Source organism: Rossellomorea sp. NRS-1567 (assembly GCF_050467885.1).
GTDB classification, from domain to species: Bacteria; Bacillota; Bacilli; order Bacillales; family Bacillaceae_B; genus Rossellomorea; species Rossellomorea aquimaris_C.
On record NZ_JBITPL010000014.1, the window covers coordinates 243,850 to 267,614 of the forward strand.

Below are 23,765 nucleotides of genomic sequence, written 5' to 3' on the forward strand. Positions count from 1 at the left end.
CCACAAAAGTGAGCTTCATGGTCAACCGGTCTGTTCGGATAATGTGGTCGTTTTGAGTTGCCGGTATTTTGTATAGAACAGTCCCGTCATCATTAGGGACAGGCATCCGAATAAAACCGTCATGATTTGGAGTCCAACGAGATCCAGCAGCAATCCTGTTAGAAGGAGCACAACCTGGAAAATCAGTCGGTCGAGCATATTACGGAACGAGAAGAAACGGCCGTGAAATTCTTTCGGTATTCGTGTTTGAAAAATCGTAGCAGCAGTAGGGAAGAAGCATCCCACTGCAAATCCAAACACTGTAAACGCAAGCACGGACAAGAACGGACTGGTTGCAAAATAAAGAATCATTTGCGCAATCCCAATGATAAAGCTAAAAAAGAATAATATGTTATAAGGTGACATTTTTTCACCCATCTTCTTGACGGCAAAAGCACCTGTCATAAAGGCAATTCCTTCGGCGGTATAGATCCAACCCTTAATGGCCGAACTATCCTGAAGTTCGCTGATGTTGATGACCATTAAGTTGAATCCGCCGATAAATAGCAGTGGGATCAACGTCATCACAAGGGTCATCAATACGATGGGAAGCCCTTTGATAATTGGAAATACTTCTTTGAAGCTTGCCCCTTTTGGTTTTTCCCCTTTTTGAGGGGCTGCCGTCGTTTCTTCAATTGATAGAAACCAGGTCATCACAAATAGTGCCAGATACGCCACTAATGAGAGAACGTATACCATCGTTAAGGATATGACCACCAATAGGATACCTGCTAACGCAGTTCCGAGGATCCTTGAGAGCGTGGCAACATTCATATGGACCCCATTCATTTGCAGTAAATCCTTCTCTTTCACCACCATCGGAATGGCAGCTTGCAATGCTGGGAAATAGAAGGCGGCTGAAATTTGGATGCTCACTAAGAAGACGACCATCCATAACACCGAGCCGGTATCAATCGCAATCAACATGAAAATAACACTTAATGCCCTGGTGAAGCCTGAGATGAGCATCACCGTCTTTTTATTTACCTGATCCGTTATTCTGCCGGCTAAAGGTCCAACAGCAAGCCCGGCGAGCAGCCCTGAAGCGAGAATCACCGATTTCAGAAAGTCGGATGGCACCTTTTCCTGCATAAACTCCAGATTACCGATAATCCCTAACCACAATCCTAGTCCGGCTATAAATTCACCTATCAATAATATCCATACATTTTTATTTTTCCACATATAGGTCCGTCCCTCGCAGTCGATTTATTTCGCTTCTCTAAATATACTATGGTGGGAGGGGAATGGGAATGATTTTTTTGGGTTGGGGAGTGGTGTAGTTATCTTGTGAGAGAGCCTGGAAAAGGCAGTTCGCCGTTAAAAATGAGAAATCGCCGTTAAAAAGAAAATTTCGCCGTTATATCCAGGATTTCGCCGTTAAATTTGAAATTTCGCCGATAAAACTTAAATCTATCTTCTCATAGCAGGAATTTCTATAGTTCAAGGAGAATACACGTAGTATAAAACCCGATTGGAGTGATTAAATGATTGAAAAAGAACGAATCATCCCTCGAATTATCCTCATTTTGCAAGCTTTACTCCGTCGACTTCCCCTCAACCATCCAAAACTGCACATGATAACCGAGGAACTTGGTAAAAGAATGGCCGGATTCAAAGGGGGAGAAGGCTCTAGATTACACTTTAAGCTTTTTAGACCCCAAAAAATACTACATCCTCCACGATCTCAGAATCCCCTACAAAGACAGCTTTTTTCAAATAGACACTCTACTCATCACAACCAAATTCATCCTCAATATCGAAATCAAATACCTCGCTGGCACTGCTTATTTCGACCCTATCTTCAATCAACTTATTCAAACAAAAGATGGTATTGAATCAGCTTTACCGGACCCTACGATCCAAATCAAAAGACAGGAAAGCCAGCTTATAAGCTGGTTATCGAAGCAGGGATTTCCCAACTTTCCCGTTTACTCTTGCGTAGTCATGAGCAACGACCGGAATATCATTAAAACCTCTCCAGATAACAAAACCCTTAATAAAATCGTCATCCATCGTCATTCACTCATGGACAAAATAAACGAAATTGAGAATAGCGTTGAAAAAGAGACAACTTCAACTAAAGTCATAAAAAAAATCATTCGAACATTGATAAGACAACACCAAGAAGCAACGCCCTCAATTCCAGAGAGATTTAACATTGAAGAGAAAGATCTATTAAAGGGGGTCATTTGTGAAGTTTGCCATCATCGTCCTTTAGTAAGAAAACATGGTACCTGGTTCTGTTTGAAATGTGAAAGCAGGAATAATGATGCTCATATCCAAGCCCTTAAAGATTATGAGCTGTTAATCGGTTCAACTATAAATAATTCTGAACTAAGAGAGTATTTAGTAGTTGATTCACCCTATGTTGCAAAAAGACTCCTCCAATCCCTCAACCTCCCCACAACAGGCACTAAAAAAGGAACACAATACATCCTATCATCCGATGAAAGTCAGACCCGAAAGCACAAACAAAAACACCCGCCAACAATCTGACGGGCTTTCATTCCTTCTCAATCCACTCCTGGGACCACTTTTCTATATCTTTCATTAAAGGTTCTAAAGAATACCCTTTTTTAGTTAGTGAATATTCAATACGGACCGGTGTTTCCGGATAGACGTCTCTCTGTACGATGCCTTCTTCTTCAAGGTCCTTTAAACGCTCTGATAGAAGTCTGCCACTGATGCCGATTGCGTCTTTGATGGTGCAGTTTCGTTGTGGACCGGTAAGCAATTGATAAATGATGAGTGCTGTCCATCTTTGACTTAAGATGCCGATTGCCTTCTCAAACCTTGGACAAATTTCTGATTGATTCATTTTGTCAGGCGCCTCCTTCTTTGTGACTAGTATACCACAAAATTACCTTTTTAGTAATTTAATTACTTGACAGAACATAGTTATTAAAATATTATAAGTTACATAAAGTAACTAACTTTAATAAAATAACATCAAGGAAGGAAGAATATACAATGCTACAGAATCACTTAATAGGGGCATTTATTTTAAGAATATTTCTAGGAATCACCTTTTTCATTCACGGTTTGACTAAGTTTCAGGGAGGGATTGAAAATACGGTCGGTTTCTTTCAAAGTTTAGGACTGCCGGGGTTTGCGGCTTATGTAGTCGCCATCATTGAACTGGTCGGTGGATTGGCAATGATTCTGGGGATCGGGACTCGTGTCGTGGCTGGATTATTTGCGTTAATCATGTTGGGAGCGATAGTCAAAGTAAAATTAGCAGCCGGTTTCTTAGGGAATGGACAGATGGCCGGATATGAATTTGATTTAGCACTGCTTGCGATTTCATTATATTTTGTCGTGGCAAAGGAATCATTGTTCTCAATAGATCAGAAGTTTTCACAGTCAGAATGAATTGGAGGAATTAAGATGAATTTTCATAAAGAACCACATACATTCGGTGGGGAAGTAAATATAAAAGTTGGAAACTTAGAACGATCTCTTTCCTTTTACCAAGATGTAATCGGATTTAAAGTACTGGAACAAACAGAGAATAGAGCGACTTTGACCGCAGATGGGATCCACCCATTATTATCTCTGGAACAGCCTGAAAATGTTTTACCGAAGCAGCCCGGAACGACAGGATTGTACCATTTTGCCTTGTTGTTACCGAATAGAGCAGATCTGGGGGAAATATTAGAACATTTTATAAAGCTGAATATTCAACTGGGGTCTTCTGATCACCTGGTCAGTGAAGCACTGTATTTATCAGATCCAGATGGAAATGGAATCGAGATTTACAGGGACCGACCTTCATCCGAGTGGACATGGAGTGGCAATCAGGTCAAGATGGCCGTTGATCCCATCGATGCAAGGGGGATATTGGCTGAGGCAATGGGACAACCGTGGGAAGGACTGCCTGCCGGTACGGTCATGGGACACATCCATCTGCATGTTTCTGATTTGAAATCAACAGAGGAATTCTACGGGAAGGGACTTGGCTTCGATGTAGTCAGTCGATTCGGAAGTCAGGCACTTTTCATTTCAACAGGTGGATATCATCATCATATTGGGCTGAACACCTGGAACGGGGTAGGAGCTTCGGGACCAGCTGAAAACAGTGTCGGTTTAAACTGGTTCACTCTTCACTTCCCAAACGAAGAAAAAAGAACCACCATCATCCGAAAGCTTCAATCCATAGGAGCGACCATCCACGAACAGAATGGAAAAATCCTAACCGAAGACCCATCAGGCAACCGGATTTATCTAAGCGTGTAAGAGAAGAGGGACGGACCTCAATGTGAGGTCCGTCCCTCTTGATGGATGAATATGAGGAATATCTTAATAAGGAGCCTAAGCACATTGAATGTGGCGCTGGCTCCTTTTTTGTATGATTTTATTAATAATAATAAGGGTAAGGAGGATAACCATAGTAAGGTGGAGGATATCCGTATCCATATCCATATGAGTATGGACTCAATAATGCAGCTCCAAGCAGTCCACCGGCGAGGCCACCTAAAAACGGGTTGAATCCAAATCCAAACGGTCTTCTTCCAAACCCACCAAAGCCAGGCCTGCCAAATCCCACTCGTCCGATCGGGCGTCGTACATCATGATAGTTGAAAAATGATTCATTATTTAAAGTGTGAAAGTCATTCATAACATAAACCTCCTCTCTATCTAGGTTATGAATATTCGCCCGGATACGAAATGGACTGGGCATTCACCCATCTAGAGAGAGTTTGTGAAAATAGACCTATGACAATTCTTTGAGTTATAAAATGTAAAGCAGCTGCTAACCTGGTTACTTTACATTCTCACTAATTGAGTATGTAAAACAACTTCAGGAGGAAGATTCCTTCGTTTGCACCAATGCAGATATGACGGCTCCGATTGCCTGGATCCAGCTTCCCGTCACATTGATATTCCCGCTGTCTCTTTCATTCAATTCGAGGATTCCAGCGATGGCCTGTAGTGAGTTACCAATAACCTGAAGGAGATTACCGTATATAGAATATAACTCTTCTAACGTATGTTCTTCATCAAATGAATCGGCAAGGGCAGCCCCTCCACCCAGTGCTTGAAGGAGATTTCCTTTAATATTCAACTCTTGCTTCGTAATGTCATTAAACTTAATGAGTATGCCGGCTATAACAGTTACGTTTCCGATCGCTTGAATTTCATTTCCTGCTTTCGTCAGGGTAAAATCATCTATTGCATCTGCTTCTAACGCATTTCCCGTTGCTTGAAGTTCATTTCCTACGAGATTGAACGAGTTTAAAGTATCTTCTGGAATGCTCTTAATGGGGGTACTGCCAATAGCGGCAATGACCGTTCCGATTGCCGCGATCCATGCTCCGAACGTGGCTTTTTGTTCATTGCTCATAGTATAATCGCCTACTTTAAAGTTCTTAGATATTGTATACAACTAGGCAATCGTTTGTTCATCATGCGTTTAAGGTGTTTCCCACCATTCGAATGACTGGTAAGAATCACTTCCGACGGGAAAGGTTTCCCCAATCCTTGGAGTAACAACAGGAACCCCTTGTTCTGCACCGCTTTTTGTCACACGTTTGATGGGGTCGGTCCATTCATGAAAGGATAACGTAAAAGCACCCCAATGAATGGGCAAAAGCTGCTTTCCCTTCACATCAATATGCGCTTGTACAGTTTCTTCTGGAAGCATATGAATCGGTGCCCATCTGGTATCATATTGACCACATTCCATCAGGGACAAATCGAATGGCCCATAAACACTGCCAATCTCTTTAAAATGAGGACCGTATCCACTATCTCCGCTGAAAAAGATTCTGGAAGAGTTCCCGATGATACACCATGAACACCATAAAGTAGCATTCCGATCATGTAAGCTTCTGCCGGAAAAATGTCGTGCCGGGGTACAAGCCAGAGTAAGACCACTCCACTCAATCTCGTCCCACCAATCAAGCTCTATAATGTGTTCAGAATGGATTCCCCATCTCTCAAGGTGACTCCCTACCCCGATGGGAACAAAGAACTGATTCACTTTGCCTCGAAGCTTTTGAATCGTGCCATAATCCAGATGATCGTAATGATCATGTGAAAAAATCACAGCATCAATAGAAGGTAGTTGTTCTAATTGAAACGGAAGGTCTTTGCTAAACCGTTTCCCGCCCATCCAAGGAAACGGCGATGGAGCACGACCAAACATGGGATCAAGCAATAGTCTTTTTCCATCAATCTCAATCAAGGAAGCTGAGTGCCCAAACCAGGTGACATTCGTAACGGGATAAGGATGATCAAGGGATGGATAGGTGACTATCGGAATATCGTACTTAGGCTTCCGGTTGGCGTTTCTTTTCACAAGATCTCGAATCATCGTAAGAGAGGTGGAAAAGCTTGTATCCATGGAGGTTGGGATGGAATTTTTAAAAGAGCCTTTTGAATGCTGCGGAGAGGACTGAACACGTTCAAGGGAAGGCTTCTCACCAAATGAAGGATAAAACCGGATTATCAGGAAGGCAATCACGATCAAAGCGGTAAGTGAAAATATAGATATAAGCATGGATTCTGCTCCTTTTCATTCGATATCTATTACTATCTCAGATAAGCTTGCGACTGTCCAAAATGAAAGGAGTATCACATTTAAGAATTATTTAAGATTTTCGTTAAGAATCCATAAGGTTTGTTTATTATACTATCGTTAATCATAACGAGGGGATGAGCAAATGAAAAAGTGGATGATTGGAATAGCTGTAATAGGAGTATTAGGAGTGGGATGGTGGCTGGTTTCTCCGTTATTTTTAGATAAGGTGGTGAACGAAGCGCCTGTTTCATCGTCTTCTGGCTCAAATATGAAAGAACAAGAAGAGAATACTATGAAAGAAACCGATTCATCTTCGCCAGATGAAATGACAAACGATACAATGAAAGTAAATGAATTAGTCGGGATTTTTCAAGGGGCAGATGAAAATCACGATGCAAAAGGAAAAGTGAGTATATCAGGAAAAAATATTCGATTGGAAAATTTTGAAGTGACCAATGGACCGGATCTATACGTTTACTTAGTAGAAGAAGGTCAGGAAACGAAAAAAGGGATTTCACTGGGTGAATTAAATGGGAACATCGGCAATCAAAATTATGAGATTCCAGGAGATCATTCTGCATCATCAGGAATGCAAATTGTGATTTGGTGTAAACAATTTAATGTGGATTTCGGTCGTGCTGAGATAGGTAAGGCAATGTAAAGGAGAGTAAGCCATGGCAAACAAAGTGCTGTTAGTAGATGATGAAGAAAATATTGTGGATGTATGCTCACGGTATCTCATGAGGGAGGGGTATGAAGTGAGTACTGCCTCTAATGGATATGAGGCAATCCAACAATATAAAACGTTCCAACCGGACATCGTGATCCTGGATATTATGATGCCTCAAATGGATGGGTGGCAGGCTGCTGAAAAGATAAGGGAAGACAGCGACACACCCATCATCATGCTGACAGCATTGGGGCAGGAGAAGGATCGGATTTATGGGTTGACGATAGGTGCGGATGACTATGTCACCAAACCTTTCAGTCCCCGGGAATTATTGCTCCGTGTCAAAAACGTATTAAGAAGGACCTACTCCACTCCAAACCGGGAAGGTCAAAGGGAAGTTCTTAAGTGGAGAGACTTACTCATTGATCGGGATAAACGAAAAGTAGTCGTTACTGGGAGAGAAATTGACATGACCGTGAAAGAATTCGATTTATTAACCCTGTTAGCAGAGCATCCTTCACAGGTTTTCTCCAAATCGCAGTTGCTTGAAACTTTATGGGGGTATGAATATCTGGGTGATGCCAACACGATCAATGTTCATATACGCAGGTTAAGAGAAAAGATAGAGGTCGATCCTTCTGAGCCTCAATGGATAAAAACCGTGTGGGGAATAGGCTATAAGTTTGTGGGGCAGCAGCATTATGAAAATTAGAACCCTCCTTATTTTAGCCAACACGATTTCGCTCTCCGTAATCTTAGTATTTCTCACAATCTCGTATGTTCAGATGTTTATCTCAACCAATATCATCATCCTGCTTTCCCTTATTACGCTTGGAGCGGGGATCCTATCCTTTGCCGTGAATTTGATGATAACATCGCCTTTATTGAAGTCTGTAAAGCAGATGAGCAATGAAGCAGAGCGGATGGCTAAGGGTGACTTTGATGTGAAGGTGACAGAAGCAGGACCTCAGGAAATTAGAGAGCTCGCTGCTAACTTTAATCATATGTCCACTAAAATAGAAGCAATGTTCGACGAATTAACGGAATCAGAGAAGTTCAAGAGTGAACTGATCGCCAATGTTTCCCATGATCTTAGAACACCTTTATCATCGATCCATTCTTTTGTTGCCGCTTTGAACGATGACATTATTGAAGATTCTGAAGCACGGAAGAGATATTACGAGACCATTTTGTCAGAAACCGAAAAACTGGGTCTATTAATTGAAGAAGTACTGGAGTTTTCACAGTTGGAAAACAGGAAACTGCCATGGAATCCGCATCCGACACCAATTGATAAACTCCTGATCGAAACCATTCAGCAGTTCGAAAGGGTTTTACAAGAAAAACATGTTGAACTGATAGTACAGTACGATGAAGATTTGCCTCTTGTTCCTTTAATGCCCGTTCAAATCAAAAGAGTGATGACGAACTTTATACAAAATGCTCTATCCTTTTCCCCTGATCATACGTCACTGGAAATAAAAGCAGCGAAGGATGGGGAGATGATGAGCTTTTCGGTCACAGACGAAGGAAAGGGGGTTCCCCTTGAAGAACAGGCATCAATCTTTCAGCGTTTTTATCGGGTAGAGAAGTCCCGTAATAAAGCAGGTGGAGGGTCTGGCCTGGGACTGTCCATAAGCAAAGAAATTGTTGAACTTCATGGAGGAGAGATCGGAGTCGAAAGTGATGGTGAGTCGGGCAGCACCTTTTGGTTCCGATTGCCTTTAGAAATGAGTAAGGAGGAGAGATGATGAAAAAAGTGATGATTGGAATCGGCCTGATGTTGGTAGTGAGTCTGGCGGTATTTTTCGGACCTAAACTATATGCAAGCATGACCCAGAAGTCTTTGGGAAGTGAGCCCGTAAAGACTGCTATGGTGGATGACGAACATGCGGTTGCGACCTTCGCAGGAGGATGCTTCTGGTGCATGGAGCCACCTTTTGAAAAATTGGATGGTGTGTATTCCGTCATTTCCGGATACACAGGTGGCGAGGAAAAGAATCCGACCTATGATGAAGTTTCCACGAAACAGACGGGTCATGTGGAAGTCGTTCAAATTGAATATAATCCTAAAGTGATAACGTATGAGCAACTATTAAAGATTTTCTGGAGACAAATCGACCCTACTGATAATGGTGGACAATTCGTCGACCGGGGTCCTCAATATGTTAGTGGTATCTTCACTCATAGTGAAGAACAGGAGGAAATAGCACAGCAATCAAAGCAGGAGTTAGCAGACTCAGGGCGTTTTGAAGAAGAGATCGTCACAGAGATCCAGCCTGCTACCACCTTTTACAAAGCGGAAGAGTACCATCAGGACTATTATAAGAAAAATGAATTAAGCTATAAGTTTTACAGAAACAACTCAGGAAGGGATGATTTCCTTGATGAAGATTGGGGAGAGGACCGAAACATCAAGCTTGACACCAAGCCCCTTTACCCTTCTTATTCAGACGAAGAGTTAAAAGAAAGACTTACGGATATCCAATACAAAGTGACCCAGGAAGATGGGACCGAGAAAGCATTTGATAATGAATATTGGGACAACAAAGAAGAAGGGATTTATGTGGATATCGTTTCAGGGGAGCCTCTCTTCAGTTCAAAAGATAAATATAAAAGTGGCACCGGATGGCCGAGTTTCACGAAGCCCCTGGTAGCGGAAAACATTGTGGAAGTCGAAGATCGCACACTATTCATGGTGCGGACCGAGGTAAGGAGTAAGCACGCAGACTCTCACCTGGGGCATGTGTTTGATGATGGTCCTGAGCCAACAGGTTTAAGATATTGCATGAATTCAGCAGCCCTTCGATTTGTCCCGAAAGATGAGTTAGAAGATCAAGGCTACGGAGAGTTCGTTTCTCATTTTGAAAAAGTGGAGGGGGAGTCGTCTTGAATGCAGCAACGTCATTACGATCTGCTTCAGCCAACAGTGATCTTCCGGGAAAGCTCGCAAACTACTCAAAAAAAGAAGTGATCTTTCAACCTTTTTCACTTAGTCAAAATCTGTACAGGATTCAATCCGGGAAAATAAAGCTATATAAGAATAGTGAGGATGGACGCAAAACCATCCTCACCATGCTGGGTGAGGGGGATTTCTTCAGTAATATAGCGCGTTTCAGCTTAGACGACGAGGGAGTTTACGCAGAAGCTATCGATGAAACGATCTTAACAGTCATCTCTCTTAAACAACTGGATAGCTTAAGCGTGTCGCAACCTGCTTTTCTTGCAGAGCTCTTCTACACCTTCAATCAACATATGAAACAACGAAACATGTTCCTCGAACGCATCATGTATGCACCGGTTAAAGAACGAATCCTTTACCTCATGTCATTCCTTATGAAGAATTTTGGAGAAAAACAAGGGAGATTCATGAAATTAACGGTCCCCCTAACCCACCAGGATATCGCGAGCTTCATTGGCTCTACAAGAGAAACTGTGACCAGCCTCACGAAAGAACTGATAACAGAAGGGCATATCCAAAAAAAAGATAAGTACTATTTTGTGATTGGAGGGACGGACCTTTGAAGGTCCGTCCCTTATTTTTACCTGTCTAATTTAACGATGTCTGCGTCTTGGTTTGGACGGTTTAAGATGAGGTCACGGAGGATGTTAGATCCGAGCATGCTGTATACCGTGCCGTTTCCACCGAAGCCTAATAAGTAATAGGTTCGTTCTTTTTCAGGGTGCTTTCCGATATAAGGGAGGTTGTCCAATGATTCTCCAAAGCTTGCTCCCCATGCATAGTCCATTTTAATGTCCATGTCGGGAAATAGTTTTTGAACCTCTCTCTCAATTTGCTTTCCCCTTTTTTCAATTTTCTTCTCATTCTGAGGTGCCTCGGGAGGATCCTCATCCAAGCCCCCTGCAATGATTCGATTATCCACTGTAGTGCGCAAATATAGGTAGGGGCGTTTCGTTTCCCAGATGAGAGCACGTTCATGCCATTGGGATAAATCTTCAATGGGCTCAGTGGCAATGGCATAAGATCGATTGATATCAGTGCCTATTTTCTTATCGATAGGAGGAGTTTCATATCCGGTTGCATGAACCAGGTGTGATGCCTGAATAATTCCTTCAGAAGTATGAATGTTGACACCGGCAGCATCTTCTTCTACCCGCCCGGCTTCAAGGTTTTCAAATATGGTTGTCTTTTGACCTTCCTTTAAATAGTCAATGATACCGTTCACAAATCGGTATGGATTTACTTCGGCATCTCCATTGGTGATCAAAGCTCCCGGTTTTGAAAAAGGCAATCGCTCTTTGATTTCTTTCTTGGACCAATATTCAACTGGAAAGCCGTGTTCCTTCAATACTTTGTATTCTTTTTTCAGCTTTGATACATGCCGGGTAGTACTGGCATAGTAGATGCTCTTCCTCCGGATGAATTCGGGAGACACGGGTAAATTCATAGCAACTTTTTCAAGGTTTTCGATCGCTTCAAGACATAGCTTATAAAAACGGACAGCTTTCTCTTCTCCAATTTGATCAATCAGATTATGGAGCATGATATCGTTGGAAAATTGAAGTAAACCAGTATTGGCAGCTGAACTCCCTGAAGCCATACTTCGTTTTTCAATGATTGCAACGTTCAAACCAGCTTCGGTAAGTGAATAGGCACATAATGCCCCGGACATTCCTCCCCCGATAATGGCTACATCATACTGTTTATCAAAGTTTCTCTTTTTATCTTTTAATGTAGTTGGCCAATATAAACGGCCATTATGCAAATCCATTTTGGTTCCCCCAATAAGTATCGATATTTAAATTATGTTCATATCCCATTCCCTTAAACAGTCTTGGATAAAACATATATTTAATCGTTACTGTTTTGTAACGAAGTGTCTTAGTGGGTACCATCATCATTATCATAGTATAGTTATTAAGGTAAGCGGGGTTATTTAAATGAAGGAAATTGAGATGTGACGTTGTTTTCAGTCAGAAGAAATTCAATCTAAATGTATCAGGAAAAACGGCTACTGCATATGCAGGATGAAGATGCAGTAGCCACTGGTTTATTTTTTCGTGTAATTCAAGTCCCAACAGATGCCATAAGGATCTTTTACCTTTCCATATTTAGCGCCCCAGAACGTGTCTTGAAGGTCCATTACTACGGTTCCTTTTTCAGTTAACCGACGGTAATAAGTGTCGATTTCCTCTTCACTTTCCAGCTCAAGGACAAGTGATATATTGTTTCCTACCGTTGGCTGATGACCGGGGAAGCTATCTGACATCATAAAGGAAAGCTCTCCTTTTTTAAAGTGAGCATGCATGATTTGATCAGCGATTTCCGGTGGGCTTGGGTAATCGGCCTCACCAAAAGTCTGAACGGCCAATACTTCTCCTTCAAACACTTCTTTGTAATAGTCTAATGCTTCTTTCGCTTCGCCACTAAAACTAAAATAAGGTGCAGCCTGATGTTTCATCATTTATCCACTCCGGTTCACATGAATTTTAATACATCTTCATTATAGTCCAAACCGTTGGAATAAAACAAGAACAAATGTTCGTTTTATGTAGAAAAAAATGGGTAGGCAGCTAACTGCCTATCCACGATTGTTTAAAATAATTCAGTATTTAATTCAACATCGATATTGCCACTCGTTGCTTTAGAATATGGGCAAACTCCATGTGCCTTTTCGACCAATTGCTTCGCTTCATCTAATTCAACACCACTTACTGCTACTGATAACACAACGCCGAGTTTGAATCCACCATCTGTATCTTTTCCAATGGAAACTTCAGCTGCTACTTTCGATTCAATCTTTTTCTTTTCTTGACGGGCCACTAAGTTAAGAGCGCTATCGAAACAAGCCGCATACCCAGCTGCGAATAATTGTTCAGGATTCGTTGCTCCTTCTGTCCCGGAACCCCCAAGTGATTTAGGCATGGCTAATGCGACATCCAATACTCCGTCACTGCTTGTTACTTTTCCGGCGCGTCCACCTGTTGCTGTTGCTTTTGCTGTGTATAATGCTTCCATTTCTTTCACTCCTCATTTGTGTTTTTTTATTGTGCACAATTTAATATTACAAAATTAATACTAACGGCTTTGTTTTTGATTGTCAACAATTAAGTTGTGTACAATTTAATTTGATAATTGATATCTTTTTTTGTATGATAATCTCAATTAGTATGTTCAAGAAAGGAATACGCATGTATGAAAGATCCATTATTATTAGAGAATCAAATATGTTTTAAGATTTATACAGCGGAGCGGGAGATTACCAAGTTATATCGAGGGTTACTTGAAGAAATCGGTGTAACTTATCCGCAATACCTTGCATTGTTGGTGCTTTGGGAAGATGGAACGGTATCTGTAAAAGAATTGGGTCGGAAATTGTTCTTGGACTCGGGAACGTTAACTCCGATGCTGAAAAGAATGGAATCGAACGGACTTGTCGAGCGTCATCGATCTGTTGAGGATGAGCGAAGCGTTGTGATAACTCTTACAAAAAAAGGAGAAGCAATGAAAGAAAAAGCAGCTTGTGTTCCGACTCGGTTGCTAGAGCGATTAGAGATGGATGGGGAAGAGTTGGAGAGATTGGATCAGACATTGACGACGATATTGGGAAGACTTCAAGGGAAGAGAAGTGAGTAGGGATGACTTTGGTCATCTTTTTTTTGAGAAAATTGTAGAATCAAGGTTATGGGTTTGTTATAATTTGGTAAGTGGCTGGATTTTTCGTGATTTCGGCCGGATTACTTTTAAAAACGGCTGAATTTTTCCACGTTTCGGCCGGATTTTCTTCAGAAACGGCTGGATTAATCTCCTGCAGGACTTGGCCCACCTCAAAAACTGCTGAAATTCCTTCGAAAACGGCGCCGTTCTCCTAAAACTGCTGAATCTTTTTCAACAGCACCTCATTCACCCACTGAAACTCTTCCCATTCACCTAAAGGAGTGATCTTTTGATCGGAAAAGAACATCAACCCCCTGTTATTATCTCAAAGCTTGAAGCCCTTTTAAGGAGATTGTCAAAATACTTTGTGAGAAGACTTGAAATAGAGTCTCAACTAGGTAAATTCAAAGCTGGCTATAGTGGTGAGTTATCATTAGACTATTATTTAAACAATCTTCCTGATAAAGAGTATGTTATCCTTCACGATCTTCGCCTACAAAACAAGTCATCGATTTTTCAAATTGATACGTTAATCCTGCACAGACATTTTATTCTTATTTTAGAAGTGAAAAACATTGCTGGAGATATCTATATCGATACAAACTTCAATCAAATGATTCGAACATTGAACGGTAAAACGGAAGTCTTTCCAGATCCAATCTTGCAAGCGTACAGGCAGAAGGTGGAGCTTGAGAGATGGTTAGTTGAAAATAAATGTCCTAGAATACCGATCGAGCACCTTGTAGTCCTGTCGAACCCTCATACTCATATTAAAAATTCTCCGGAAGATCAGCATGTGTTTCAAAGACTAGTAAGAAGTGCGAAGCTCCCCTTCCAAATTGAAAGCTATACACATTTTTACCCAATCCCTTCTTTAACTCCTAAAGAATTATCCAAAATTACAAAGCTTCTTCTTAAGCACCATACACCTCAAACGTATGATGTTCTTCAGCAATTTAACGTTGCGCATTCAGATATTATATGTGGTGTCTATTGTGTTGAGTGTGAAGCTGCAACGATGGAGAGAATGGGTGGTACTTGGAGGTGCAGAAGCTGTAGAACAGTACAAAAGGATGCTCATATGTCTTCGTTACGAGATTATGTTTATCTTATGGGTTCTACTATTACAAACAGGGAAGCAAGGGAGTTCTTAAAGTTGGAGTCCGAGTCAGCGACACGTAAAATGTTACAGAGAATGAACCTTCCAACCACAGGCTCGACAAGGAACAAAAGATACGACTTAACACCTCTCATGGAGCATCCTCCTCCCCCCGAAAAGCCAACACCGAAGTCTTCAAAGAAGCATAATTCCCAATCGCAGCGTACCCATAAAAGAATCCCATGAAGATTCCCGTTGCCAGATGACCTCTGTGACTGGTGAAAATGGATATTATCAAGCCGAGGATAACGGCAATGTTTGGGACTAAAAAGGCAGGGGGTTTGAAGAAAATTTAAATGAGTTGGGTCAGGATGATCAGGACGGGTATCGCGATGACCGCATCCCAGAAATTTGTGTGAATCGTCGGGAAATCCATAAAGCTCCTCCAATCAAGCATTTTATTTTAATGTTTCCTTATGTAGTTTTCATTAACAAAAAAAGATGACCCCTAAAAAGGGATCATCGCTCATTTAAATAATGCATTCCAACGCTCAGCCTTTTCAAGTGCTGCTACGTCATTCTCGATTTCACCAGGCTTCACTCCGGCACCAATCATATAGTCCGCAAATTCTATATTGACGAATTCAAAAATGTAATTGAACTGCTGTACCAGGGGCAGGCCTTTAATCTTTGCTGAGCTTCCACCGGTAATCACTACATATGCTTTTTTCTTCATAAGCTCTTCTTTTAAGTTAAAGCGCTCATCACGCAAGTACTGACTCCAGCGGTCAAAGAAATTCTTCATAGGACCACTCATTCCATACCAATAAAGGGGTGTAGCAAATAGTAATACGTCATGCTCTTCCATCAATTGGACGAGCTGTTCGTAATCATCATCCACAGGAGAAAATCCGCCCTCTGAATGTCTTAGGTCTTCGATCGCTTCAATATGCAGGTCGGAAAGAGATACGACAGTGTGATCGGTTCCTTCTACGATTTTTTTGGCAAGGTATTCTGAGTTACCGTTTTTTCGTGTGCTACCTAAAAGGGCTAATACTTTCATTTGTCAACACTCCTTTATTTATTCAAATGTACTGTTTGAGTTGTTTTTTTCTTAGTATTCCGCATCAAGACTATGCATGCCAAGGTGACTGGCGTCCTCCAATAGTCGCTTATATTTAGAGTGTACAGCATTAAACCGTTTGGACGCCACCTTTCGTTGAGATAAGGTAAATGCGATTCTTGCTGAGGCATACACATACATATTCGCATATCCGAGCAACAGAGATCATGCCCAAAAGACGATCGACAGTAGGCGGGGATAAAAGTTGGAGTGGAATTTGGTAATAAAAGTAAAACGGCTGGATTTTTCCCGGAATCGGCCGGATTATTGGCAAAACTGGCTGGATTATGAGAGAAAACGGCCGGATTCAACACCATTTCGGCTGGATTATCACAGAAAACGGCCGGATTCGCCACCATTTACCTGGATTCTTACAAGGGGAGGCAACCCTATGACAGATACAGGGCCAAAATCCATCAAAAAAGGACGAATCGATAAAGATTCGTCCTTTTTCAGGAAAAGCATGAAGCTGCCTCTTATCACCGTCTGCGAAACCCTTCCTCACGCAAATACAACGTTGCTTCATCGTACCCGCCAAAGCTGTCTTCCAGGTTATCGCCGGCATAAATATTCCAGCGTTCATCTTCTTCGATCAGCATAAGGGAATGCCCTTCAGCATCTTTCCACATCTGTTCGACGGGCGGCACGATTTCTTCTTCCGTAGCCAGATGATCAATGGATGCCCGAATGATGTCACGCAGTTCATCACCTGAAAAATCACGGATATTCACGAGTCCTTTTTTATTGGCTTCATAATCGGGAAGACTGCCCGTATAAACAAATCCGTTCCCGTTCGGATGCAGGTGATATACGACAGTCGTCTTTTCAAAGAGACTTTCTTCAAAGTGGAAATTCACCCGGTTCAGTGAAACGTCCTTCCGTGAAAGTTCAGGGAACTCTTCGATTATGGTTAATTTATCTTCAAATGGTAACATCAAATTCCTCATTTCATTTTACGATTTTCCCATTATAACATAGTGCCCTATTTTCTAAGAGAAGTTAAAGGTATAATGGGGTACAAAGAGGTGACCCCAATGAATGATTTTACTTCCTTAGGAATCCAACCTAAGTACGTCAATGCGTTAAAAGAACAATCGATTACAGAGCCAACACCGATCCAAATCGAAACCATCCCTGTGTTATTAAATGGTGAAGACGTGATCGGACAGGCACAGACAGGAACGGGAAAAACGATGGCTTTTCTCCTGCCTATGCTTGCCAAAATTGATCCAGCGAGAGATGAGGTCCAATCTCTTATTGTGACTCCGACGAGGGAACTTGCGATTCAGGTAACGGCTGAATTAAATCAGATTCTTTCTTCTACGGAAGATGACATAAATGTGTTAGCTGTGTACGGCGGCCAGGATGTTGAGAAGCAGATCAAGCGACTGAAGAATAAAGCGATTCATATCGTGATCGGAACACCTGGTCGTTTACTTGATCACGTTCGCCGGGAGACCGTGGACTTTTCAAATGTATCGTTCCTTGTGCTGGATGAAGCAGATCAAATGCTCCATATCGGATTTTTTGATGAAGTCGAGTCGATTATTCGCGAGACGCCGTTCACCCGTCAAACTGCCCTATTTTCTGCGACGATGTCCAAGGATATCCGAAAGATCGGCAAGCGCTATATGAACAACCCCCATAATGTACAGATTAGGGAAAAAGAAAAAATTGTACAGGAAATTCAGCAGGAAATCGTGGAAACGACAGATCGTCAGAAATTAGAAGCCCTCAGCCAAACGATTCATGATGTCCAGCCGTTTTTAGGCATCATTTTCTGCCGAACGAAAAGAAGGGTCAGTAAGCTGCTGGGAGATCTGAAAGCGAGAGGGTTCCTGGTGGACGAACTGCACGGTGACCTGTCTCAAGCGAAACGAGAAGGTGTGATGAAGAAGTTCAGGGACGCGAAACTTCAGCTTCTTATCGCAACAGATGTAGCAGCGCGTGGTCTTGATGTGGAAGGCGTCACTCATGTATTCAATTATGACATTCCTCAAGATGTCGAAAGCTACATTCACAGAATCGGACGAACGGGCCGTGCCGGTAAAGACGGGCTTGCGATCACCTTTGTGGCATTAAAGGATAAGCAGGACCTGGAAATGATTGAAAAAGGCGTTGGCCGTTCATTGCCTCGTCGTGTCGTGGAGGTGGCTCCTTCTAAGGAAACCTCACATGTTCATAAGGGATCGAGTGAAAGTGCGAAGGATAGACGGGAAAAGAATATCCAAACCAACAAAGAGCGAAAAGCAAGATCTCCACGTGGAGGCCGGTCTCGTAATAGTGACGGTGGTGACTCATCACGCAGTCATCGATCCAGAAGGGAAGAATCATCATCCCGGCGTGGCGGAGACTCAGCCGGTCCCTCAAGAGGTAGACCATCCAGAACAAGTGATTCTGGCAAACCAAGAAGAAACGATTCCAGCGGAAAAAGAAACAGCCAAGGCAAACCCTCTTCAAGTAGAAGAGGCCGCTAACCCAAAAGCATGGTGACCGATGTGTCATCATGCTTTTTTATAGAAAAGAGTGGTGAACTATCCTTCAAACACTTTTGAATCAGCACACCACTATAAAATTTCAGAATATTCCCAATTAATGACTCGAATCTGCTAAAATAATGAATATTAATAGTCATTAATAACAGAAGGGGTGGGTTGTACATATGCATGTACCTTTAGTGTTAACGGATTTTCTGGATCGTGCAGTCGAGCAATATGGAGAAAAGGTTGCGATTATTGATGATGTAAAACGTTTGACGTATAAGCAGCTGAATGCACGTGTGAATCAACTGTCCAGGGGACTTAAGGAATTCGGGATTGAGAAAGGGGACAAGGTCGCTTATCTGGCTCCTAATACGACGGAGATGCTGGAAGGATTTTATGGTGTATATGGAGTCGGAGGAATTATGACCCCTTTAAATACTCGTTTAAAACCATCAGACTATCAATTTATCCTGACTCATAGCGAGAGCAAAGCATTATTTGTGGATGAGGAACTTTATCCGCTGGTGCACCCGATTTTGTCTAAGGTTCCGAATTTAAAGCATGTTGTGATTCATGGTAAGTCTACAGATGGACATCCCGGCTATGACGGGTGGCGCGGCTCATTCAGCGACGAAGCCTTCGATCGTGTAGAACTGGAAGAAAGCGATATTGCTTCATTACTATATACAAGTGGAACGACAGGGGATCCGAAGGGGGTACTGCTCACTCACCGGTCAAACTATCTGCATGCTCTATCTTCCATGCATCATTTACGGGTTTCCGATCAGGACACCTTGCTTCACGTGCTGCCTATGTTCCATGTGAATGGATGGGGATCTCCTTTTTACTATACGGCAAATGGTGCGACCCAGGTGATGCTCAGAAAAGTAGACCCTGAGATGATTTTAGATAAAGTCGAGAAGCATGGCGTATCGGTTATGCATATGGCGCCGACTGTTTTGAATATGCTGCTGGAGAATTATCCGGACAGAAAGCGGACCATTGGGCAAAATGTAAGGGTTGTCATTGCGGGTTCTGCCCCTCCGCCTGCATTTGTTCGAAAGGTGGAAGAAGATCTGAATTGGGAGTTTATCCAGGTGTACGGAATGACTGAAATTTCGCCACTTATCACTACGTCCATCCTGAGATCTTCAGAGCAGGACCGACCAAAGGAAGAAAAGTACCGGTTAAAGGCGAAAGCCGGCTACAGTATGATTGGCAGCAAGGTGAAAGTAGTGGATGAGCTCGGAAGTGAAGTGCCCCATGACGGGAAAGCGATTGGAGAAATTGTGACGAGAACGAATACAGTGATGGAAGGATATTATAAAAATCCTGAAGCCACCAATCAAGCCATTCGAGATGGATGGCTGCATACAGGGGACATGGCGACGGTTGACCAGGATGGCTTCATTGAAATTGTCGACAGGATGAAAGACGTCATCATCAGCGGGGGGGAAAACATCTCTTCTATTGAAGTAGAGGGGGCTCTCTATGAACATGACAGTGTCCTCGAAGCAGCCGTTGTTGCCATCCCGCATGAGCGTTGGGGAGAAGTGCCTCATGCAGTCGTTGTGATCAGGGATGGTCACAGCTTAACGGAAAAGGAACTTATCGCATTCAGCAGAGAAAAGCTTGCCCACTTCAAAGCACCCAAGAGTATTACCTTTGCAAAAGAATTACCCAAGACCGCATCAGGAAAAATCCAAAAGGTTGTGATCCGAAAAGAATACTGGAAGGATCATGACAGGATGGTTCATTAATGGAAGGAGGCGTGCGGATGCATGCCTTTTTAGTCTGGACAAATGCCCTTATTTCTTAATTACAGGATGCCCGTCGTGCCTGTTTAGGCTTCTTAAGCATAAATTATAAAAAGGAAGTTTTATCAGCATAATAACAGGGAAAAGCAGTTTTTAAGAGTAGACAAATGGAGGGTATCAAGATGAGTTTAAATTCCCCGTTGGTTCCAAATCAAAAAACACATTGTGCCAATGAGTATGGAAAGTTAAAGAAAGTGGTCGTTGTGTCACCTGAAAATATGCAAATAAATGAAATCATAAATGAGACTCAAAAGCATTTCCTGAAGGAAAATATCAATATAGATAAAGCGGTTCTGCAGCATAAAAACTTTGTTGATACGTTAGAGAAAAATGGTTCAGAGGTCATTCACCTGCAACCATCGCCAGAGTTTAATGAACAAGTCTTCACAAGGGACATCGGTTTCACGATTCATGATCAGTTCTTCGTTGCATCGATGAATACCGATGTCAGGCGAGGCGAAGTGAAGACGCTGAAGAATTGGCTGGAAACGGATGAAGTGCCTTATAATGAACTTCTCCATTCCATTGAAGGAGGGGATGTGCTCGTTGATGAGCAGAATATTTGGATCGGAGTGAGTGGACGTACGAACCAATTGGCCATCCAATCGTTACGAAATCAGCTCCCCCAATATACTGTTCATGAATTGCCTTTAAAAGAAGAGATCCTTCATTTAGATTGTGTATTTACGATCATTTCAGAGGAATGGGCCCTTGTGTATCCACCGGCCTTTTCAAAAGAGGATCTTGAGAAGATCAAGACGCATTATAATATCATCACTGTAACGGATGAAGAGCAATTCCAAATGGGTCCTAATGTATTAGCAATCGGTGTTGGTAAAATCATCAGTCTTACTCAAAATCAAGATTTGAATGAACGAATCAGATTGAAAGGTTTTGACGTGATCGAACTGGATTTATCCGAAATCATCAAGTCAGGCGGATCATTCCGCTGCTGTACGCTTCCTCTGATTAGAGAGTAGTTGAGATCTTATTGATTATGAACTGGATAGTTTCATTAAAGAAAAACAGGTGACTTTATACCTGTTTTTCTTCTTTTTACAGAAGCTTTACACTCCTGTCTTTTTTTTGTAAATGGTTCTTCATATTTCCCCTTTATTCTACATATGTAGTCGAAATTATAGGAGGTAGGGCAAATGAAGAAATCAATGAAGAAGATTCTTCCGTTAGCTGTTGTGTCAACATTAGCTCTTGGAAGTGTAATAGGAATGAATCAAGACAACACCGAAGCACAAGCGAAGGATTCCAAGAACGGCAAAGCAAAGAATGTCATCTTCATGATCGGTGATGGAATGGGCGTTCCTTACACAACGGCTCTTCGCTATATGAACGACAATCCGGAAACAGTTGAAATGGAAAAAACGGCATTCGATCCTTACCTTGTAGGATTACAATCCACTTATCCAGAAGATGAGAAAGAGAACGTAACAGACTCAGCAGCAGCTGCTACGGCGATGAGCGGTGGAGTCAAAACTTACAATAATGCGATAGCAGTCGATAATGATAAAACAGATGTTAAAACGGTATTAGAGCACGCGAAAGAAAACGGTATGTCTACAGGAATCGTGGCTACATCTGAAATCACCCATGCGACTCCAGCATCTTATGGAGCCCATGAAGAGCAGCGTAAAAGCGAAGATGCGATTGCGGATGACTATTATGATGAAATGATTAATGGTGAACATAAGATTGACGTCATGCTGGGCGGAGGGACGGACTTCTTCGAACGTGATGACCGAAATCTTGCCGAGCAGTTTCAAAAGGATGGATACAGCTATGTAAAATCCGCTGAAGAACTGAAAAATGATGACAACAAACAAGTTCTTGGTCTTTTCTCGGAAGTCGGAATGGACAAGATGATCGACCGTGATGAAGAACAGCCAAGCTTAGCGGATATGACGACATCTGCACTTGACCGTTTAAAAGGTGACAAGGACGGATTCTTCCTAATGGTGGAAGGCAGTCAAATCGATTGGGCTGGTCACGATAATGATGTGGTAGGGGCTATGAGTGAAATGAGAGACTTCGAGAAGGCACTTGAAGAAGTAAGGGATTTTGCGAAAGAAAATGGTGAAACATTGGTAGTGGTTACAGCAGACCATTCCACAGGGGGAATCTCGATTGGTGCAGACGGTGAATATAATTGGGATCCGGCACCGATTCAAGCTGCAAAACGCACTCCTGACTTTATGGCAGAACAAATTGTAAAAGGTGCTTCAGTGGAAGAAACATTAGCTGAAAATATCGACCTTGAGTTAACAGAAGAAGAAATCGCTTCTGTGAAAGAAGCAGCAGAAAAAGGCGATCAAACCGAAATAGATAATGCCATCGAGAAAATCTTCGACAAGCGTTCAGGTACTGGCTGGACAACGGATGGACATACAGGAGATGACGTTCCTGTGTATGCATTTGGTCCACAAAAAGAGAAATTCTCCGGCATGATCGATAACACAGATCAAGCGAAAATGATCTTTGAACTTCTTAAAAACAAAGGCAAAATCAAAGACAAGAAATAATCTTAATTTAGAAAAGACCATGCTTTTCCTCCTTTTTGGGATGGACTGCATGGTCTTTTCTCCGTTTATGCTTCTTCTAAATCTGAAACACTTACTTCAGAACGTTCTTCCAATGGTCCGCGAAGATGAACAACGGCTGTTTTTCCATCTTCATGAACAGAGTCAATCCATACGGACGCATCTTTATATTTCACTTCAATATCAGCTGAAGAAGATAAGATCTGTTTTACACGGTTAGAATCCATCTTTCATTTCCTCCTTATCGTTTATTTCCATAGGTTAGTTTGTCCTCTTTTATGAGAAAAATGAGCGTATATTTCATTTCAAATCCGATACGCTAATAGCGAAAGGGTGATAACATGAAGAAGCAGGATGAAAGAACATCCACTACAGAAGCAAACATGGAAATGAATGAAAGGTTTTATGGAAGTAATGAAAAAGAAGTTGATCCGGCACCGCCCACTTATATTCAAAATAATACGGCCGCGGTGAGGATTACTGGTGATGATGAGTAAGAGTACCAGCTGAATCCTTTATCTATAACAAAAACCTGCCCGATCTTCCATCGGGCAGGTTTTTGTCATTTCGTTTTATTACGTTGGTCTTTATTATGCTTATTTCCTTTGCTATTGTCTCCACTCGTAATTTCTTTAGCAAACTCCGTCGTTCCACGCTTAGGTGAATTTTGGTTTTCACTGCCTTTGTTATTCTTTTTCGTCATATAATTCCCTCCATTCTATTCAATTCATTAGTAGTTTTTGAAGATTAACAAAAGGTTATGCACAAATAGAAATGTTAAAGAAAGATTAAAAAATAATTTAGCATAGTTTTTTGGGACAAGAATAAGTTATAATA

At 42.0% G+C, this 23,765-nt stretch carries 28 protein-coding genes and 1 pseudogene; 15 read left to right on the forward strand and 14 right to left on the reverse strand.

Annotated elements, in window-relative coordinates; translation table 11 throughout:
* Window positions 1-21 precede the first annotated feature (21 nt).
* Window positions 22-1,224: an MFS transporter gene (locus tag ACIFOD_RS09090; RefSeq protein WP_430314360.1), complete on the reverse strand. Its 1,203-nt coding sequence runs from the start codon at window positions 1,222-1,224 to the stop codon at window positions 22-24.
* 408 nt (window positions 1,225-1,632) lie between these two features.
* On the opposite strand from ACIFOD_RS09090, the gene ACIFOD_RS09095 reads away from it, so the two are divergent.
* Window positions 1,633-2,538, forward strand: coding sequence for a nuclease-related domain-containing protein (locus ACIFOD_RS09095; protein WP_430314361.1), 906 nt, complete (start codon window positions 1,633-1,635; stop codon window positions 2,536-2,538).
* A 7-nt stretch (window positions 2,539-2,545) separates the two neighbouring features.
* Here ACIFOD_RS09095 and ACIFOD_RS09100 read toward each other — a convergent pair whose 3' ends face one another.
* The gene (locus ACIFOD_RS09100) at window positions 2,546-2,860 is read right to left on the reverse strand and encodes a winged helix-turn-helix transcriptional regulator (RefSeq protein WP_428976124.1); all 315 of its coding nucleotides are present in this window, start codon (window positions 2,858-2,860) and stop codon (window positions 2,546-2,548) included.
* A 152-nt stretch (window positions 2,861-3,012) separates the two neighbouring features.
* Between ACIFOD_RS09100 and ACIFOD_RS09105 the strand changes: the two genes are divergently transcribed.
* Both ACIFOD_RS09105 and ACIFOD_RS09110 read left to right on the forward strand, forming a co-directional pair.
* Complete coding sequence (locus ACIFOD_RS09105) at window positions 3,013-3,414, forward strand: DoxX family protein (protein WP_430314362.1); 402 nt, start codon at window positions 3,013-3,015, stop codon at window positions 3,412-3,414.
* A 15-nt stretch (window positions 3,415-3,429) separates the two neighbouring features.
* Complete coding sequence (locus ACIFOD_RS09110) at window positions 3,430-4,278, forward strand: VOC family protein (RefSeq protein WP_430314363.1); 849 nt, start codon at window positions 3,430-3,432, stop codon at window positions 4,276-4,278.
* Between the two features lie 121 nt (window positions 4,279-4,399).
* Here ACIFOD_RS09110 and ACIFOD_RS09115 read toward each other — a convergent pair whose 3' ends face one another.
* From ACIFOD_RS09115 to ACIFOD_RS09125, 3 genes are all read right to left on the reverse strand, one after another.
* Window positions 4,400-4,660 (reverse strand): spore coat protein, encoded by a 261-nt coding sequence (locus tag ACIFOD_RS09115; protein WP_397552831.1) that lies wholly within the window; start codon window positions 4,658-4,660, stop codon window positions 4,400-4,402.
* A 183-nt stretch (window positions 4,661-4,843) separates the two neighbouring features.
* Entirely contained in the window at window positions 4,844-5,386 is a 543-nt protein-coding gene (locus tag ACIFOD_RS09120; RefSeq protein WP_430314364.1) for a DUF6944 family repetitive protein, read from the reverse strand.
* Window positions 5,387-5,455: 69 nt separating this feature from the next.
* Window positions 5,456-6,544 carry an MBL fold metallo-hydrolase gene (locus ACIFOD_RS09125; RefSeq protein ID WP_430314365.1) on the reverse strand — a complete coding sequence of 363 codons (1,089 nt, stop codon included), beginning with the start codon at window positions 6,542-6,544 and terminating at the stop codon, window positions 5,456-5,458.
* 163 nt (window positions 6,545-6,707) lie between these two features.
* Here ACIFOD_RS09125 and ACIFOD_RS09130 point away from each other — a divergent pair, with 163 nt between their 5' ends.
* The 5 genes from ACIFOD_RS09130 to ACIFOD_RS09150 are packed head-to-tail and all read left to right on the forward strand — an operon-like array spanning window position 6,708 to window position 10,760.
* Window positions 6,708-7,226: a DM13 domain-containing protein gene (locus tag ACIFOD_RS09130; RefSeq protein ID WP_430314366.1), complete on the forward strand. Its 519-nt coding sequence runs from the start codon at window positions 6,708-6,710 to the stop codon at window positions 7,224-7,226.
* Between the two features lie 13 nt (window positions 7,227-7,239).
* Window positions 7,240-7,947, forward strand: coding sequence for a response regulator transcription factor (locus tag ACIFOD_RS09135; protein WP_397552835.1), 708 nt, complete (start codon window positions 7,240-7,242; stop codon window positions 7,945-7,947).
* On the forward strand, window positions 7,937-8,986 hold the full coding sequence (locus tag ACIFOD_RS09140; protein WP_430314367.1) for a sensor histidine kinase: 1,050 nt from the start codon (window positions 7,937-7,939) through the stop codon (window positions 8,984-8,986). Before ACIFOD_RS09135 ends, ACIFOD_RS09140 begins: the two co-directional genes overlap by 11 nt.
* Window positions 8,986-10,128, forward strand: a complete 1,143-nt coding sequence (gene msrB, locus ACIFOD_RS09145; protein WP_430314368.1) for a peptide-methionine (R)-S-oxide reductase MsrB — start codon at window positions 8,986-8,988, stop codon at window positions 10,126-10,128. The genes ACIFOD_RS09140 and msrB overlap by 1 nt, the downstream gene beginning before the upstream one ends.
* Window positions 10,125-10,760, forward strand: coding sequence for a Crp/Fnr family transcriptional regulator (locus tag ACIFOD_RS09150; RefSeq protein WP_430314369.1), 636 nt, complete (start codon window positions 10,125-10,127; stop codon window positions 10,758-10,760). Before msrB ends, ACIFOD_RS09150 begins: the two co-directional genes overlap by 4 nt.
* A 17-nt stretch (window positions 10,761-10,777) precedes the next feature.
* Here the strand turns inward: ACIFOD_RS09150 and ACIFOD_RS09155 are convergent, their stop codons facing one another.
* From ACIFOD_RS09155 to ACIFOD_RS09165, 3 genes are all read right to left on the reverse strand, one after another.
* Window positions 10,778-11,968 carry an NAD(P)/FAD-dependent oxidoreductase gene (locus ACIFOD_RS09155; RefSeq protein WP_430314370.1) on the reverse strand — a complete coding sequence of 397 codons (1,191 nt, stop codon included), beginning with the start codon at window positions 11,966-11,968 and terminating at the stop codon, window positions 10,778-10,780.
* 279 nt (window positions 11,969-12,247) lie between these two features.
* The gene (locus ACIFOD_RS09160; RefSeq protein WP_430314371.1) at window positions 12,248-12,661 is read right to left on the reverse strand and encodes a VOC family protein; all 414 of its coding nucleotides are present in this window, start codon (window positions 12,659-12,661) and stop codon (window positions 12,248-12,250) included.
* Window positions 12,662-12,792: 131 nt separating this feature from the next.
* Window positions 12,793-13,215 (reverse strand): organic hydroperoxide resistance protein, encoded by a 423-nt coding sequence (locus ACIFOD_RS09165; RefSeq protein WP_430314372.1) that lies wholly within the window; start codon window positions 13,213-13,215, stop codon window positions 12,793-12,795.
* 177 nt (window positions 13,216-13,392) lie between these two features.
* On the opposite strand from ACIFOD_RS09165, the gene ACIFOD_RS09170 reads away from it, so the two are divergent.
* Together ACIFOD_RS09170 and ACIFOD_RS09175 are read left to right on the forward strand one after the other, a co-directional pair.
* Window positions 13,393-13,833: a MarR family winged helix-turn-helix transcriptional regulator gene (locus tag ACIFOD_RS09170; RefSeq protein ID WP_430314373.1), complete on the forward strand. Its 441-nt coding sequence runs from the start codon at window positions 13,393-13,395 to the stop codon at window positions 13,831-13,833.
* A 310-nt stretch (window positions 13,834-14,143) separates the two neighbouring features.
* Entirely contained in the window at window positions 14,144-15,199 is a 1,056-nt protein-coding gene (locus ACIFOD_RS09175; RefSeq protein WP_397552842.1) for a nuclease-related domain-containing protein, read from the forward strand.
* Here ACIFOD_RS09175 and ACIFOD_RS09180 read toward each other — a convergent pair.
* From ACIFOD_RS09180 to ACIFOD_RS09195, 4 genes and pseudogenes are all read right to left on the reverse strand, one after another.
* Window positions 15,105-15,389 (reverse strand): annotated as a pseudogene (locus ACIFOD_RS09180) (hypothetical protein). The gene ACIFOD_RS09175 and the pseudogene ACIFOD_RS09180 overlap by 95 nt on opposite strands.
* A 90-nt stretch (window positions 15,390-15,479) precedes the next feature.
* Window positions 15,480-16,016: a flavodoxin family protein gene (locus ACIFOD_RS09185; protein ID WP_397552844.1), complete on the reverse strand. Its 537-nt coding sequence runs from the start codon at window positions 16,014-16,016 to the stop codon at window positions 15,480-15,482.
* Between the two features lie 390 nt (window positions 16,017-16,406).
* Window positions 16,407-16,541 (reverse strand): hypothetical protein, encoded by a 135-nt coding sequence (locus ACIFOD_RS09190; RefSeq protein WP_397552845.1) that lies wholly within the window; start codon window positions 16,539-16,541, stop codon window positions 16,407-16,409.
* Window positions 16,542-16,555: 14 nt separating this feature from the next.
* Entirely contained in the window at window positions 16,556-17,011 is a 456-nt protein-coding gene (locus tag ACIFOD_RS09195; RefSeq protein WP_430314374.1) for a hypothetical protein, read from the reverse strand.
* Window positions 17,012-17,101: 90 nt separating this feature from the next.
* Here ACIFOD_RS09195 and ACIFOD_RS09200 point away from each other — a divergent pair, with 90 nt between their 5' ends.
* The 4 genes from ACIFOD_RS09200 (at window position 17,102) to ACIFOD_RS09215 (ending at window position 22,910) form a co-directional block, all read left to right on the forward strand.
* Complete coding sequence (locus ACIFOD_RS09200) at window positions 17,102-18,553, forward strand: DEAD/DEAH box helicase (protein ID WP_430314375.1); 1,452 nt, start codon at window positions 17,102-17,104, stop codon at window positions 18,551-18,553.
* A 185-nt stretch (window positions 18,554-18,738) separates the two neighbouring features.
* Entirely contained in the window at window positions 18,739-20,319 is a 1,581-nt protein-coding gene (locus ACIFOD_RS09205) for a long-chain-fatty-acid--CoA ligase (protein ID WP_430314376.1), read from the forward strand.
* A gap of 179 nt (window positions 20,320-20,498) precedes the next feature.
* Window positions 20,499-21,356, forward strand: a complete 858-nt coding sequence (locus tag ACIFOD_RS09210; RefSeq protein WP_430314377.1) for a dimethylarginine dimethylaminohydrolase family protein — start codon at window positions 20,499-20,501, stop codon at window positions 21,354-21,356.
* A gap of 174 nt (window positions 21,357-21,530) precedes the next feature.
* A complete protein-coding gene (locus ACIFOD_RS09215; RefSeq protein WP_430314378.1) occupies window positions 21,531-22,910 on the forward strand; it encodes an alkaline phosphatase in 1,380 nt (459 codons plus the stop codon).
* Between the two features lie 65 nt (window positions 22,911-22,975).
* On the opposite strand, the gene ACIFOD_RS09220 is transcribed toward ACIFOD_RS09215, so the two are convergent.
* Window positions 22,976-23,155: an H-type small acid-soluble spore protein gene (locus tag ACIFOD_RS09220; protein WP_148970097.1), complete on the reverse strand. Its 180-nt coding sequence runs from the start codon at window positions 23,153-23,155 to the stop codon at window positions 22,976-22,978.
* A gap of 114 nt (window positions 23,156-23,269) precedes the next feature.
* On the opposite strand from ACIFOD_RS09220, the gene ACIFOD_RS09225 reads away from it, so the two are divergent.
* On the forward strand, window positions 23,270-23,425 hold the full coding sequence (locus tag ACIFOD_RS09225) for a hypothetical protein (RefSeq protein WP_430314379.1): 156 nt from the start codon (window positions 23,270-23,272) through the stop codon (window positions 23,423-23,425).
* Window positions 23,426-23,490: 65 nt separating this feature from the next.
* On the opposite strand, the gene ACIFOD_RS09230 is transcribed toward ACIFOD_RS09225, so the two are convergent.
* Window positions 23,491-23,631, reverse strand: a complete 141-nt coding sequence (locus tag ACIFOD_RS09230; RefSeq protein ID WP_187443387.1) for a hypothetical protein — start codon at window positions 23,629-23,631, stop codon at window positions 23,491-23,493.
* Between the last annotated feature and the right edge of the window lie 134 nt (window positions 23,632-23,765).

Bases quoted from the DNA above. Each gene is read 5' to 3' on its own strand.
- ACIFOD_RS09090 (WP_430314360.1), bottom strand. From the start codon at position 1,224: ATGTGGAAAAATAAAAATGTATGGATATTATTGATAGGTGAATTTATA.
- ACIFOD_RS09100 (WP_428976124.1), bottom strand. From the start codon at position 2,860: ATGAATCAATCAGAAATTTGTCCAAGGTTTGAGAAGGCAATCGGCATC.
- ACIFOD_RS09105 (WP_430314362.1), top strand. From the start codon at position 3,013: ATGCTACAGAATCACTTAATAGGGGCATTTATTTTAAGAATATTTCTA.
- ACIFOD_RS09110 (WP_430314363.1), top strand. From the start codon at position 3,430: ATGAATTTTCATAAAGAACCACATACATTCGGTGGGGAAGTAAATATA.
- ACIFOD_RS09115 (WP_397552831.1), bottom strand. From the start codon at position 4,660: ATGAATGACTTTCACACTTTAAATAATGAATCATTTTTCAACTATCAT.
- ACIFOD_RS09120 (WP_430314364.1), bottom strand. From the start codon at position 5,386: ATGAGCAATGAACAAAAAGCCACGTTCGGAGCATGGATCGCGGCAATC.
- ACIFOD_RS09125 (WP_430314365.1), bottom strand. From the start codon at position 6,544: ATGCTTATATCTATATTTTCACTTACCGCTTTGATCGTGATTGCCTTC.
- ACIFOD_RS09130 (WP_430314366.1), top strand. From the start codon at position 6,708: ATGAAAAAGTGGATGATTGGAATAGCTGTAATAGGAGTATTAGGAGTG.
- ACIFOD_RS09135 (WP_397552835.1), top strand. From the start codon at position 7,240: ATGGCAAACAAAGTGCTGTTAGTAGATGATGAAGAAAATATTGTGGAT.
- ACIFOD_RS09140 (WP_430314367.1), top strand. From the start codon at position 7,937: ATGAAAATTAGAACCCTCCTTATTTTAGCCAACACGATTTCGCTCTCC.
- msrB (WP_430314368.1), top strand. From the start codon at position 8,986: ATGAAAAAAGTGATGATTGGAATCGGCCTGATGTTGGTAGTGAGTCTG.
- ACIFOD_RS09155 (WP_430314370.1), bottom strand. From the start codon at position 11,968: ATGGATTTGCATAATGGCCGTTTATATTGGCCAACTACATTAAAAGAT.
- ACIFOD_RS09160 (WP_430314371.1), bottom strand. From the start codon at position 12,661: ATGATGAAACATCAGGCTGCACCTTATTTTAGTTTTAGTGGCGAAGCG.
- ACIFOD_RS09165 (WP_430314372.1), bottom strand. From the start codon at position 13,215: ATGGAAGCATTATACACAGCAAAAGCAACAGCAACAGGTGGACGCGCC.
- ACIFOD_RS09170 (WP_430314373.1), top strand. From the start codon at position 13,393: ATGAAAGATCCATTATTATTAGAGAATCAAATATGTTTTAAGATTTAT.
- ACIFOD_RS09185 (WP_397552844.1), bottom strand. From the start codon at position 16,016: ATGAAAGTATTAGCCCTTTTAGGTAGCACACGAAAAAACGGTAACTCA.
- ACIFOD_RS09190 (WP_397552845.1), bottom strand. From the start codon at position 16,541: ATGCTTTTCCTGAAAAAGGACGAATCTTTATCGATTCGTCCTTTTTTG.
- ACIFOD_RS09195 (WP_430314374.1), bottom strand. From the start codon at position 17,011: ATGTTACCATTTGAAGATAAATTAACCATAATCGAAGAGTTCCCTGAA.
- ACIFOD_RS09205 (WP_430314376.1), top strand. From the start codon at position 18,739: ATGCATGTACCTTTAGTGTTAACGGATTTTCTGGATCGTGCAGTCGAG.
- ACIFOD_RS09210 (WP_430314377.1), top strand. From the start codon at position 20,499: ATGAGTTTAAATTCCCCGTTGGTTCCAAATCAAAAAACACATTGTGCC.
- ACIFOD_RS09215 (WP_430314378.1), top strand. From the start codon at position 21,531: ATGAAGAAATCAATGAAGAAGATTCTTCCGTTAGCTGTTGTGTCAACA.
- ACIFOD_RS09220 (WP_148970097.1), bottom strand. From the start codon at position 23,155: ATGGATTCTAACCGTGTAAAACAGATCTTATCTTCTTCAGCTGATATT.
- ACIFOD_RS09225 (WP_430314379.1), top strand. From the start codon at position 23,270: ATGAAGAAGCAGGATGAAAGAACATCCACTACAGAAGCAAACATGGAA.
- ACIFOD_RS09230 (WP_187443387.1), bottom strand. From the start codon at position 23,631: ATGACGAAAAAGAATAACAAAGGCAGTGAAAACCAAAATTCACCTAAG.